Source organism: Streptomyces sp. NBC_00704, from assembly GCF_036226605.1.
GTDB lineage: Bacteria > Actinomycetota > Actinomycetes > Streptomycetales > Streptomycetaceae > Streptomyces.
The window spans coordinates 5,017,011-5,029,903 of record NZ_CP109000.1; the positions used below are offsets into that span (position 1 = coordinate 5,017,011).

General features: G+C 75.1%; 11 protein-coding genes. 10 read left to right on the plus strand and 1 reads right to left on the minus strand.

The genetic code is table 11. From position 1 onward, the window contains the following. Positions 1–101 precede the first annotated feature (101 nt). From OG802_RS22010 to OG802_RS22040, 7 genes are all read left to right on the plus strand, one after another. Positions 102–656, plus strand: a complete 555-nt coding sequence (locus OG802_RS22010; protein WP_329412941.1) for a hypothetical protein — start codon at positions 102–104, stop codon at positions 654–656. Between the two features lie 317 nt (positions 657–973). Continuing rightward, a complete protein-coding gene (locus OG802_RS22015; RefSeq protein WP_329417282.1) occupies positions 974–1,318 on the plus strand; it encodes a hypothetical protein in 345 nt (114 codons plus the stop codon). Positions 1,319–1,472: 154 nt separating this feature from the next. Beyond that, on the plus strand, positions 1,473–2,126 hold the full coding sequence (locus tag OG802_RS22020) for an RNA polymerase sigma factor (protein ID WP_329412942.1): 654 nt from the start codon (positions 1,473–1,475) through the stop codon (positions 2,124–2,126). 123 nt (positions 2,127–2,249) lie between these two features. Further along, positions 2,250–3,347, plus strand: coding sequence for a hypothetical protein (locus OG802_RS22025; RefSeq protein WP_329412944.1), 1,098 nt, complete (start codon positions 2,250–2,252; stop codon positions 3,345–3,347). 383 nt (positions 3,348–3,730) lie between these two features. After that, positions 3,731–4,387, plus strand: a complete 657-nt coding sequence (locus tag OG802_RS22030; RefSeq protein ID WP_329412946.1) for an RNA polymerase sigma factor — start codon at positions 3,731–3,733, stop codon at positions 4,385–4,387. After that, positions 4,387–5,643 (plus strand): hypothetical protein, encoded by a 1,257-nt coding sequence (locus OG802_RS22035; protein WP_329412948.1) that lies wholly within the window; start codon positions 4,387–4,389, stop codon positions 5,641–5,643. The genes OG802_RS22030 and OG802_RS22035 overlap by 1 nt, the downstream gene beginning before the upstream one ends. A 343-nt stretch (positions 5,644–5,986) precedes the next feature. Next, the gene (locus OG802_RS22040; protein WP_329412950.1) at positions 5,987–7,567 is read left to right on the plus strand and encodes an acyl-CoA mutase large subunit family protein; all 1,581 of its coding nucleotides are present in this window, start codon (positions 5,987–5,989) and stop codon (positions 7,565–7,567) included. Positions 7,568–7,610: 43 nt separating this feature from the next. On the opposite strand, the gene OG802_RS22045 is transcribed toward OG802_RS22040, so the two are convergent. Beyond that, entirely contained in the window at positions 7,611–9,167 is a 1,557-nt protein-coding gene (locus OG802_RS22045; RefSeq protein ID WP_329412952.1) for an FAD-dependent monooxygenase, read from the minus strand. 70 nt (positions 9,168–9,237) lie between these two features. Here OG802_RS22045 and OG802_RS22050 point away from each other — a divergent pair, with 70 nt between their 5' ends. The 3 genes from OG802_RS22050 (at position 9,238) to OG802_RS22060 (ending at position 12,831) form a co-directional block, all read left to right on the plus strand. Beyond that, complete coding sequence (locus tag OG802_RS22050; RefSeq protein ID WP_329412954.1) at positions 9,238–9,933, plus strand: TetR/AcrR family transcriptional regulator C-terminal domain-containing protein; 696 nt, start codon at positions 9,238–9,240, stop codon at positions 9,931–9,933. Positions 9,934–10,171: 238 nt separating this feature from the next. Next, complete coding sequence (locus OG802_RS22055; protein ID WP_329417284.1) at positions 10,172–11,398, plus strand: amidohydrolase; 1,227 nt, start codon at positions 10,172–10,174, stop codon at positions 11,396–11,398. Positions 11,399–11,799: 401 nt separating this feature from the next. Beyond that, the gene (locus tag OG802_RS22060) at positions 11,800–12,831 is read left to right on the plus strand and encodes a BMP family lipoprotein (protein WP_329417286.1); all 1,032 of its coding nucleotides are present in this window, start codon (positions 11,800–11,802) and stop codon (positions 12,829–12,831) included. The last annotated feature ends 62 nt before the right edge of the window (positions 12,832–12,893 follow it).

The following is a 12,893-nucleotide window of genomic DNA, read 5'->3' on the forward strand; positions in this document are numbered from 1 at the left end:
CGCTGGCCGAAACGAGCCCCCTGTGACACTCCTGGCCCGTCGCGCGCAGTAAGGGGAAGTGCGGGCTCCGTAAGGAAGGCGCCCTGGCGAGGGAGGCGTGGATGAGCCTGGTGGAACTGATCGCTCAGGCCGACGAGCGCGGACTGGTGGCCGGCGGGCTGGCTTGTTTGGATCGGTGTCTGCCCCTGCTGGGGGGCGACGACGAGATCCTGCGCCCCCTGTGGGGCAACCTCACGGAGGACGCGGACGCCGCCGAATGGGGCGAGCTGGTGGAACGGGCGCGTGACAAGCTCGGCGCCCCCGCGGCGCAGGGCGACGAGGCCGTGCTCCTCGCGCACGGGATGCTGGCGGCGGCCCCGGACGACCGCCGTGCCGCCGGGGTGCGGGCGTGGGCGGACGCCTGCTCCGTCGCCTCGCTCCGGATCCACGGCCTGCTCGACCCCACGCCGGACGACGCTCCCGTCGACTCCCGCCGCGAGGGCCGCACCGAGGGCATGTCACCCCTCGTCGCCGCCGAACTGCGCCGCCAGGTCACGGTCCTGGAGATCCTCGCGGGCCACGGCGCCGGCGGACTGCGTCACGCGCTGGAGGTGTCCACCGAGGGCCGCCGGGTGCTGCGCGCGGTGGTGTCCCGGCGCGCCCGCGGACGAACGTGAGACGCGTGAGCCACGTGAGGTGCGTGAGGCGCGGGAGGCCGTGAGGCGTGGCGGGACGGGAGTCACGTGAGAGCGGTGCGGGGGATGTGGCGGCTGTGGGGCGGTCCTGCACCGGTCCCGGGAAGACCCGGGATCCGAGTGACACAACCCGCGACGTCCTCGCTCTTCCCAGTGTGACGCGCAGGACGACCGACCAGACCGACCGAACCGACAAGCCCGGCGTGAGCGGCGGGGCCGCCCCCTCCGCCTCACCCGGACCGTCCGCCCCACCGGGCCCGTCCGACCGGCCTGCCCGGCCCTCCGCGGCCGGCAGGCCGGTGCGGTGGGCGGCCGAGGCGGTGGCCGCCGCGCCCGAGGGCGTGCGACCGCACCTCGACCACTCCGCGCAGAGCCTGTGGCGCGTCGACCGCATGATCGGGGAACTGCGACGCGAGGGCACGCCCTACGCCTCCGTCGAGAGCGTGCTGCGCGGACTCGGGGCGTACGCGGGCGAGGTGATCGTCCGGCAGACCGGCGCCGAATGGTGGGCCTCCGGCGGCGACCACTGGGTCCGCACCCCCGACGGCCGCCTGTGGGAGCCCCTCGACGAGGCCCGCCGCTGCCACGCGGGCCACGGCTCCCTGCGCCTGCTGTGCCGGGACGCGATGGGCGGGCGGCGGTAGCGGGCGGAGGTGGCGGGCGGCGGCGGCGCGTGCGCGGGCTGTGACACTTCCGTGCGGGGCGACGCTGATGACCGTGGGAGCGCGGCCGCATCCGGACCGGTGTCCGGCGGGGGAGCCGCGCGCCCGCACCGCACACGCACGAACGAGGAACGTCTTGGGCCAGGGAGGGGAACCCCGGCGCGCGCACGCGTACGACGGGGAACTGGGGGCGGCCGTGGCACGGGCCCAGGCCGGGGACGAGGCCGCGTTCGCCGTGGCGTACCGGATCGTCCAGCCCAGACTGCTCGGCTATCTGCGCGGGATCGTCGGCGAGGAGGCGGAGGACGTCGCCTCCGACGCCTGGCTGGAGATAGCCCGGGACCTGGGGCGGTTCCGCGGCGACGGCGCCGGGTTCCGGGGCTGGACGGCGACCATCGCCCGGCACCGGGCCCTGGACCACCTGCGCCGGCTGCGCGTGCGGCCGCGCTCGGCGGCGCTGGAGCAGGACGTCGTCCTCGACCTGCCCGGGCCGCACAGCACCCACGACCTGGCGCTGGAGTCCCTCTCCACCGCGCAGGCCCTGGAGCTGGTGCGCGGGCTGCCCCGGGACCAGGCGGAGGCCGTGCTGCTGCGGGTCGTCATCGGACTGGACGGCCCGGCCGCGGCCCGCGTGCTCGGCAAGCGGCCCGGCGCCGTGCGCACGGCCGCCCACCGGGGGCTGAAGCGGCTCGCCGGGCAGCTGGGCGCCGCGGGCGAGGGGGGCGCGCACGGGCGCGGCGGCGAGGGTGTGACGGATGGCGGGCCCGGGACGCTGGGGGAGTCGACGTGAACGGTGACGCCCCAGGGCCGTATCGATCACCGAGGGATCGGCGCACGGCCCACGGGCGGGCGGCACGGCCGGCGGCCGGGCGGGCGGTCGCAACGGACGTTTGGGACAGAGGCGGAAGCGGACATGGGTGAACGGCTGAACGACGGCACGGGCCACGGCCGTCGGCGCGCGCGCCCCGACGACGCCCTCGCCGCCCCGCCGGGACTGGAGGAGCTGCTCGCCCGTGCCCTGCGCGCGCCGGCCGTCCGTCCGCGGAAGGGCGACGCCGGCGGCGAGGGCGGTGCGGGCGGCGAGGAGGCCGACGGCGTCGAGGTGAGCGCGGGCGAGCGGCGGGCCGTCGCCGCGTTCCGCGCCGCCCGGGACGCCCGGCACGGACGGGCGGGCCGGGTCCGTCCCCGGCGTCGCGACGACTGGCGGCCGCGGGCCCGGCGGCACACCGCCCGCTCGCTGCGGGTCACGCTCTGCGCGCTGATCGCCGGGATCACGCTCGGCGGGGCCGCGTTCGCCGCGATCGACTCCGGCACGGACGACGGCGACGGCATCGGCGTCGGCGTCCCGAGGGGCGGCGAGGGGCGTCCCCGGCAGTCGGCGGGGGCGGCGGCCGACCCGTCCGGGGCGCTCTCCGCCGTTCCGTCCGCCACGGACGGCGCCGGCCGCGACCGTCCGGCGAAGGGCGGGACCGACAAGGAAGCGGCCGCCCGCTGCCGTGCCTACGAGAAGGCCCACGGCCGGGGCGACGGCCTCGACCCGGCCGACTGGCGGCGGCTCGTGGCGGCGGCCGGCGGCGAGAAGAACGTCGAGGCGTACTGCGCGGCGCCCGGCCGCCGCGCACCCGCCGCGAAGGGCGGCCCGACCGGCGAGGCGGGCAGAACGGGCGCCGCCGGGGGCAGCGCCGGGTCCGGCAGGGGCGACGCGACCGGCACGTCCGGCGGGACCGGGAAGACGGGCGGCGGCACCGGCAAGGCGGGCGCCACCGGCAGGGTGGGCGGGGGCACCGGCAAGGCGGGTGGCACCGGCACGTCCGGCGGGACCGGGAAGACGGGTTACGCGACCGGCACGTCCGGCGGGACCGGGAAGACGGGCGGCGCCACCGGCGAGGCGGGCGGGGCGACCGGCGGGACGGGGAAGAGCGGCGGGAGCGGTGAGGCCGCCCGGCCGGACGGGACGGCGCGGCCCGTACCGCGGGCACGGCCGGGATCGGCGACGACGACTGGCCGGTGAGGGCCGGGACGAAGGCGCTGAGGCCGATGCGGCGACAGCGGCCGTGAAGGCGCGGGCGAAGGCGCGGGACGCCGGAGGCGGCGACGGGTGGTGAGCGGTGCCGCCAAGGCAACGGCCGAGGCCGCCACCCCCCACAGGAGAGGCCCCGGCCGTCGCGCGGCACGGGCCGCGCGGCGGCCCGTACTCCCTACAGCGCCGGGAGTGCGTTTTCTGTCACACCCCGAGTACGTCCACCGCGTCACGAGTTAGTTGCATGTTCTACGGACATGGACGCGCGGCTGTTTCAGGTCGTAACGTGCCTTTCGCGCCGGACGGCCAAGCGGCAGACCACCGCGAACGACCTGCGGTCAGAAACCGCGCACCATCGACCGAGGAACCACGACGTGGGGGACGACGCGGAGCTGACAGCCGCGGTGCTCGCGGCACAGAACGGGGACGAGAGCGCGTTCCGGACCGTGTACCGCGCTGTGCACCCGCGCCTGCTCGGCTACGTGCGCACGCTGGTCGGGGACCTCGACGCCGAGGACGTGACCTCGGAGGCCTGGCTCCAGGTCGCCCGGGACCTGGACAGGTTCAGCGGCGACGCCGACCGCTTCCGCGGCTGGGCCGCCCGCATCGCCCGCAACCGCGCCCTGGACCACATGCGCATGCGCGGCAGACGTCCGGCGACGGTCGCCGACGAGACCGAGCTGACCGGCCGGGCCGCGGCGTCCGACACCGCGGGCGAGGCCATGGAGGCGCTGGCCACCGGCCGCACCCTCGGCCTCATCGCCCGGCTGCCGCAGGACCAGGCCGAGGCGGTCGTCCTGCGCGTGGTGGTGGGACTGGACGCCAAGACGGCCGCCGAGACGCTCGGCAAACGCCCCGGCGCGGTCCGCACCGCGGCGCACCGCGGTCTGAAGAAGCTCGCCGAACTGCTGCGCGACGACCCGGAGTCGACCGGGGCGCTCGACGCGCTGCCGCCCCAGCGGGGTCCCCGCTCACGCGCGGTGTCCGCGGGTGTGACGCATGTGCGTACGCGGACGCAGAAGGACATGTGATGGCCGACAAGCAGGACAGGTGGCTCGACCGGGAAACGGCGGAGCGTCTGCTGCGCGGGGAGTCACCGGACAACGCTGTCGACGGCGCGGCCCGCGAGGAGGCCGAACGGCTCGCCCGGACGCTGGGCGCGCTGGCCGCTCTCTCCGATCTGCCGGAGCCCCCAGGGGCGTCCGCGCCGCACGGGCGGTCCGCGACGTCCGCCGGGCGACCGCGTGACGACGAGGAACTCCCCGGCGAGGCCGCGGCCCTGGCCGCCTTCCGCAAGGCGCACGCGGACCGCGCCGACCCCGCCTTCCGCCCCGCCGGCCCGGCCGCGCCGTCCGGCCGCGGCGGACGGTTCCCGCGCGACGAGGCGTTCGCCGACGGCGGCCTCGTGCACATCGGCGGGCCGCTCCCGCCGGCCGGCCGCGCCTCCCGCTGGAGCCGCCCCGCGCGTCTGGGGCTCGCCGCGGCGCTGGCCGTCGGCATGGCCGGCGGGGTGGCGGTCGCGAACGGCACGGGACTGCTGCCGGGCCCGTTCGGCCGTACGGAACCGGGCCGCCCCGTGACCTCCGTATCCGCCCCGGCGTCCCCGCACGCACTCGTCCCACCGTCCCCGGGCGCCTCGAACGCGCTCGGCGGCGGCACGGCCCCGGCGACCCCGGGCGGCGCCGGGACGCCCACCGGCGGCGGAACGCCCACGGGCGAGGCGAAGGACGGCGGCGCCTCGGCCGCACCGGGACCGCGCGGCGGGTGGCCGCCCGGCGTCGTCGTGTCCTGCCGTGAACTCGACTCCGGCAAGGCGCCGGACGCCGAGCACCGGCGCGCCCTGGAGCACCGGGCGGGCGGCTCGAAGCGGGTCCCGGCGTACTGCGCGGGGGTCCTGGACGGCGTCGGCGCGAGCGCCCGGGGCGAGCACCGCGGCAAGGGCAAGGGCAAGGGGAAGGGCGCCACCGGCCGGAACGGCGGAAAGAAGGGCGCGACCGGCGGGAACGGGGACGGGGACGGGGCGAAGGGCCACGGCGGCTCGGACGGCACGTCCGGCCGGGGCGACGACGGCGACGACGACCGCGACGCCGGCCACGGGCAGCACCGGGGCCACCGGGGCGCCCCCCACCCGGCCCCCCACGCCGCCCTCCACGACGCAAACGGCGCGCACGGCGGGAAGGGCGCGCACGGCGGGAAGGGCGCGCACGGCGGGGATGCGGCCGGTGGGGCCGGCGGAAACGTGGGCGGCCGTGGCGATCATGACGCCCGCCGTCACCACGGCCACTGACGTCCGCCGTCACCACGGCCCCTGACCTGCGGTTTTGTTGATCGTCGAAATTTTTCGGCGAAGGGTGTGACGTTTTCCGCCGGTGGAACGCAGTAACAAGTGAGCCGACTGGTCATCGGCCGTTGCACTGAGCCGGGGTTCCCCCCGTACCTTCGGCTCGTGCGCCTGGCGCGGGCGGGACACGTTCCCCCGGTCCCGCCCGCGCCCCTGAATCTCCCGGACACCCTCCTCGCTCCGCCTCCGCCCCACCCCCCTGGCCTTGCGGCATTGTGGGGTCCGTCGCCCGCGGCCATCCTGTGAGGGAGGTCCCGGAGCGGACAGACCAGCGGGAGGCATCGCGGCCATGGCGCGTGAGTCGGAGTCCGGACTGCCCATCGAACCGGTCTACGGACCGCAGGACCTGGCCGGCTGGGATCCCGCCGAGAAGCTGGGCGAGCCGGGCGGGCCCCCTTTCACCCGTGGCGTGTACCCCTCGATGTACACCGGCCGCCCCTGGACCATGCGCCAGTACGCGGGTTTCGGCACCGCGGCGGAGTCCAACGCCCGCTACCGGCAGCTGATCGCCCACGGCACGACGGGCCTGTCGGTCGCCTTCGACCTGCCCACCCAGATGGGCCACGACTCCGACGCCCCCCTCGCACACGGCGAGGTCGGCAAGGTGGGCGTGGCGATCGACTCGGTCGAGGACATGCGGGTGCTGTTCGACGGGATCCCGCTGGACCGGGTCTCGACGTCGATGACGATCAACGCGCCCGCGGCGCTGCTCCTGCTGATGTACGAGCTGGTCGGCGAGGAGCAGGGCGTCCCGGCGGCGAGCCTCACCGGCACGGTGCAGAACGACGTCCTCAAGGAGTACATCGCGCGCGGCACCTACATCTTCCCGCCGAAGCCCTCGCTGCGGCTGGTCGCCGACCTCTTCCGCTACTGCCGGGCCGAGATCCCGAAGTGGAACACCATCTCCATCTCCGGGTACCACATGGCGGAGGCGGGCGCCTCGCCCGTGCAGGAGATCGCCTTCACCCTGGCCGACGGCGTCGAGTACGTGCGCACGGCGGTGGCGGCGGGGATGGACGTGGACGACTTCGCGCCCCGCCTCTCCTTCTTCTTCGTCGCCCGCACGACCCTCCTCGAGGAGGTCGCGAAGTTCCGCGCCGCGCGCCGGATCTGGGCCCGCGTGATGGAGGAGGAGTTCGGCGCGCGCAACCCCAGATCGCTGATGCTGCGCTTCCACACGCAGACGGCCGGCGTGCAGCTCACGGCCCAGCAGCCGGAGGTGAACCTGGTGCGGGTCGCCGTCCAGGGGCTCGCCGCGGTCCTCGGCGGCACCCAGTCCCTGCACACCAACTCCTTCGACGAGGCGATCGCGCTGCCCACGGACAAGAGCGCGCGCCTCGCCCTGCGCACCCAGCAGGTGCTGGCCCACGAGACGGACGTGACGGCGACCGTCGACCCCTTCGCCGGTTCCTACGCCGTCGAGCGGATGACCGACGACGTCGAGGAGGCGGCCGTCGCGCTCATGCGCAGGGTCGAGGACCTCGGCGGCGCGGTGGCGGCCATCGAGCACGGCTTCCAGAAGGGCGAGATCGAGCACAACGCCTACCGCATCGCGCAGGAGACCGACTCGGGCGAGCGGGTCGTGGTGGGCGTCAACCGCTTCCGGCTCGACGCCGAGGAGCCCTACGAGCCGCTCCGCGTCGACCCGGCCATCGAGGCCCGGCAGGCGGAACGGCTCGCAGCGCTGCGGGCCGGGCGCGACACGGCGGCGGTCGACCGGGCCCTGGACGCGCTGAAGAAGGCGGCGCGCGGCGAGGACAACGTCCTGTATCCGATGAAGGACGCGCTGCGCGCCCGGGCCACGGTGGGCGAGGTGTGCGAGGCCCTGCGCACGGTCTGGGGCACGTACGTGCCCACCGACGCGTTCTGACCCGGACGGCGCGCTCCCGTACCCGGACGGCGCGCTCCCGCCGTCAGCCGCGGACGGCCACCGCGGAGAAGGACCGTCCGCCGCCCGCCCCCGGCCCGTCCGCCCCCGACCCGTCCGCCCCCGACCCGTCTGCCCCCGACCCGTCCGATCCCGGTCCGTCGAGTCCCAGCCGCTCGCGGTAGGCGGCCGCCCCCGCCGCCGACTCGCCCGCCCAGCCGACGTGGCCGTCCGGGCGGACCAGGAAGACCCCGTCGTCCAGCGTGAGCAGGGTCCAGTCCGGGCCCCGGAGCCGGTCGAAGAGGCGGACGCCGTCCACCGTCAGGTCCGGGACGCGGTCGCCGGCGCGCAGTGTGCCCGGAGCCGGCCTGCTCTCCTCGCTCAGCGACGACTCCCGGTAGTGCAGCCCCAGCTGCCGGGTTCCCGCGCCCCGGCGCGCCTCGTCCCGGTGGATCGCCGTCGACAGGCCGAGGACGTGCTCGGCGACCGGCCGCCGCTCCTCCTCGTAGGTGTCGAGCAGAGCCCGCGGCGCCCGCCCGCGCAGCACCGCGCCCAGCTTCCAGCCCAGGTTGTACGCGTCCTGGACGCTGGTGTTCAGGCCCTGGCCGCCGGCCGGGGAGTGGATGTGCGCCGCGTCTCCGGCGAGGAAGACGCGGCCCTCGCGGAAGCGGTCCGCGAGGGCCGCGCGGGGGCGGAAGTCGGAGGACCAGAGGACCTCGGTGACGTCCCCGGGCGCGAGATGCGTGCGCGCGGCGATCGCCGAGCGCACGCCGTCCGGGGAGAGGTCGATGTCCGTGCCCTCCGGGAAGCGGACCATCACCTGGAAGTCCTCCGTGCCGGCCAGCGGGCAGACCGACGCGTAGCCCGGGCTCCCGTCGCCCGGCGGGAAGACGTGCCACAGGTCCCGGTCGAGCGCGGGGATGCGCACGTCCGCCACCAGCAGCGGGTCCGGGTCGACGGTCTCGCCCGTCATGGCGATGCCGAGCGCCCGGCGGACCGCCGAACGGCCCCCGTCGGCGGCGACCGCGTACCGGGCGCGGATCTCCTCGCCGGAGGCGAGCCGCGCCGTCACCCGGTCCTCGTCCTGGTCGACGCCCACGACCTCGCGGCCGAAGGCGACCGTGCCGCCGAGCTCCTCCAGCCGCGCCAGCAGGATCTCCTGGTTGCGCCACTGCGGGACCATCCAGGGGACGGTGAAACGGGTGATCTCCTCGCCCTCCCGCATCGGGTCGAACATGCGGTGCTCCCCGGTCCGCCGGCCGTCCTGCCAGACGGTCCCCGTCGGATACGGGCCCCCGGCGGCGAGGATCCCGTCGAGGACGCCGAGGTCCTCGTAGACCTCCATGGTGCGCGGCTGGAGCCCCTTGCCGCGGGAGCCGGGGGCGAGGGTCGCGCCGCGCTCCACCACCAGCGCGTCCACGCCGCGCCGGGCCAGGTCGATGCCGAGGGCGAGGCCGGTGGGGCCCGCGCCGACGATCAGGACGTCCACGGACGCGCCCCCGCGCCGCTTCAGGGCCGCCTCGCCCACTCCCCTCCCGCCCGTCCCGGTCCCGCCCGTCCCGGCGCCGCCCGTTCCCGTCCCGCCGATCCCTGTCTCGTTCATCCCGTCTCCTTAACGCTGTTAAGTGATGCCGTTCCCCGAGAGTGGCCTTAACGGCGTTAAGCTGTCAAGCGTGAGCACCGAACGACGCACGCCCCTGGACCGCGAGCGGGTCGCCGGCACCGCCCTGCGGCTGCTGAACGAGGTGGGCCTCGACGGCCTGACGCTGCGGGCCATCGCCCGCGAGCTGGACGTCAAGGCGCCCGCCCTGTACTGGCACTTCAAGGACAAGCAGGCCCTGCTCGACGAGATGGCCACCGAGATGTACCGGCGGATGCTCGCCGGAGCCGTCCTCGACCCCGGCGACACCTGGCAGGAGCGGCTGCGCGCGTCCAACCGCGGCCTGCGCGAGGCGCTGCGCCGCTACCGCGACGGCGCGAAGGTCTTCAGCGGCTCCCGCTTCACCGCACTCGTGCACGCCGAGCAGATGGAGGACACCCTGCGCCTGCTCACGGCCGCCGGGTTCACCCTCGCCCAGGCCGTCCGGGCCACCTCGACGAGCTACGCGTACACCCTCGGCTTCGTCACCGAGGAGCAGGGCGTCCAGCCGCTGCCCGGCGAACGGCGCGAGGGGTACGACGTCGACGAGCGGGCGCGGCGGATGCGGGACTTCCCGCTGGCCGCGCGGGCGGGGGCGGAGATCTTCGCCGACTACGACCGGCACTTCGAGGAGGGCCTGGAGATCGTGCTGGCCGGAATCGCCGCGCGGTACGGGATCGGCCGCGCCGCCGGCGCCGCCCCGCGTGGCGGGGGAGCCGGGGGCGGGTGATGATGCCGGGATCGGTCCCGGAACGTGGACAGCTCCGGCGTGCCTCGAGCCGTCCGTGGTATCCGTGGAAGGAAGGAAGAACTGTGGGAGCCGAACCGAAATCGGCGGAGTTTACCCACCCCTCACAGCAGCCATGCGCCGCGCGGCCGACTTTTCTTCGCCTGACGGGTTGAAGTTTTGTTGATCGTAGGTCGGTCGACCGCTTCGGCGTCCTACCCTTCAGAGGGTGAAGCAACTGATGTCCCCAGAGTCCGAGGCCGATCCTTCAGGCGAAACAGCCCTCCCCGGCGTCCTGCCGGAGGCGCTGCGCGCGGAGCTCGTGGCCTTCCGCCGCGACCTGCACATGCACCCTGAGCTGGGCAACCAGGAGTTCCGTACGACGGCCGCGATCAAGGCCCGCCTGGAGAAGGCGGGGCTCGAACCACGCGTGCTCGCGGTCGGGACCGGCCTCATCTGCGACATCGGGCGCGTGGACGCGGCCGACGTCCCCGTCCTGGCCATGCGCGCCGACATCGACGCGCTGCCCATCCCGGACAGCAAGACCGAGTGCGCCTACCGGTCCACCGTGCCCGACCGCGCCCACGCCTGCGGCCACGACGTGCACACCACCGTCGTCCTCGGCGCCGGACTGGTCCTGGCCGAACTGCACGGCCGGGGCCTCCTCCCGCGCCCCGTGCGGCTGATCTTCCAGCCCGCCGAGGAGGTGCTCCCCGGCGGCGCCGCCGACGCCATCGAGGACGGCGCGCTGGACGGCGTCGGCCGGATCATCGCCGTGCACTGCGACCCGCGGGTCGACGCGGGCCGGATCGGTCTGCGCGAGGGAGCCATCACCTCGGCCTGCGACCGGCTGGAGATCTCCCTCGACGGGCCCGGCGGCCACACCGCCCGCCCCCACCTCACCACCGACCTGGTCACGGCGGCCGCCCGCGTGGTCACCGACGTGCCCGCGCTGGTCGGGCGGCGGGTCGACACGCGCGCCGGGCTCGCGGTCACCTGGGGCCGGATCGAGAGCGGTCACGCGCCCAACGTGATCCCGCAGCACGCCGAGCTGTCCGGCACGGTCCGCTGCCTGGACATCGACGCGTGGCGGCAGGCCCCGGACATCGTCGTCGCGGCCATCGACGAGGTCGCCAACCTGCACCGCGCCAAGTCCGAGATCAACTACGTGCGCGGCGTCCCGCCCGTCGTCAACGACGCCGACGTCACCGGCCTGCTGCGCGACGCCATGGTCGCCCGGCGCGGCGAGAGCGGCGTCGAGGGCACCGAGCAGAGCCTCGGCGGCGAGGACTTCTCCTGGTACCTGGAGCGGGTCCCCGGCGCGATGGCCCGCCTCGGCGTCCGCACCCCCGGCGAGCGCACCGTCCGCGACCTGCACCAGGGCGACTTCGACGCGGACGAGTCGGCGATCACCGCGGGCGTCGACCTCTTCACGGCAGCGGCCCTCCTGGACGCCTCCACCAGATAACCGCCCCGCCCGCCGCCCCACAGCCCCCACCGGACCCGGCACCACGAAGTGCCCGGCCCGCAGGGCACCGGGTTCACCCGGCCCGCGCTGCATGACGCCCGACGCCCCCGCCCCCGTCCCGAAACCTCCGCTTCGTCCCGTTGGGTGATCCGGCCGTAACCGGTGGGGCGCGGCCGTGGGCCGGTGGCGGCACGAATCGGTAACGGCCGGGAGGAACCCCGTTCCCCTCGCCTTCTACGCGCGTTACTGTGCGCCGGAATCGCCACCGGGAAGGGCTTGTCGGGGAAGCCTTCGCGAGGGCTCCAGCATGGGGACAGCGGGCCGGTGACGGCGCCGTGGGGATCGAAGGGGTGCTTGCTGTGCGTCTGAATTCTCGGAGGACCGGACTGACCCGGGCCGCGGTGACCGTCGCGGTCGTCGCCCTCGCCGCCGCGGGCTGCGGCAAGTCCAGCAACGACTCGGGCACCGCCGGTGACACGGAGTCCGGCAAGTACTCCGGCAAGGGCATCGGCCTCGCCTACGACATCGGCGGAAAGGGCGACCAGTCCTTCAACGACGCCGCCTACGCCGGTTTCCAGAAGGCCGAGAAGGAGTTCAAGATCGGCGGCCAGGACATCGAGCCGCAGGACGGCGAGTCCGACGCGGACAAGGTCCAGCGGCTCACCCAGCTGGCTCAGTCCGGCTTCAATCCGGTGATCGGCGTCGGCTTCGTCTACGCGCCCGCCGTCAAGGCCGTCGCCGCCAAGTTCCCGAAGACCACCTTCGGGATCATCGACGACGAGCAGGTGCAGGCCAAGAACGTGGCCGACCTGGTCTTCCACGAGGAGCAGGCCTCCTACCTGGCCGGCGTCGCCGCGGCCAAGGCCTCCAAGAAGGCCCACATCGGCTTCATAGGCGGCGTGGACATCCCGCTGATCCACAAGTTCGAGGCCGGTTACGTCCAGGGCGCCAAGTCGGTCGACCCGAAGATCAAGATCGAGTCCCAGTACCTGACGGAGACGCCCCAGGAGGGCGGCTTCTCCAGCCCCGACAAGGGCAAGGACGCGGCCGGCGGCCAGATCGAGGCCGGCGCCGACGTGCTGTACCACGCGGCCGGGCTGTCCGGGCAGGGCGTGATCTCCGAGGCGGCCGCCAAGAAGGTGTGGGTCGTCGGGGTCGACTCCGACCAGTACAGCCAGAGCTCGCTGGCGGCGTACAAGGACTCCATCCTCGGCTCGGCGCTCAAGAACGTCGGCGGCGCGGTCTACGACCTGGTGAAGTCCGTCGTCGACGGCAAGCCCCTGTCCGGCGTGGTGCGCGGCAGCCTCTCCAACAACGGCGTGGGCTTCGCCGACTCCAACCCGAAGTACAAGGCCATGACCGACGTCGTCACGGCCGTCGACAAGGCCAAGAAGGACATCGTCGACGGCACGGTCACGGTCAACACGAAGTAACGGCCGGAAAAGTCCTTACGGCGCCCGGCGGCTGCGCCCTTACGAGCGTCTTCGCAGCCCAT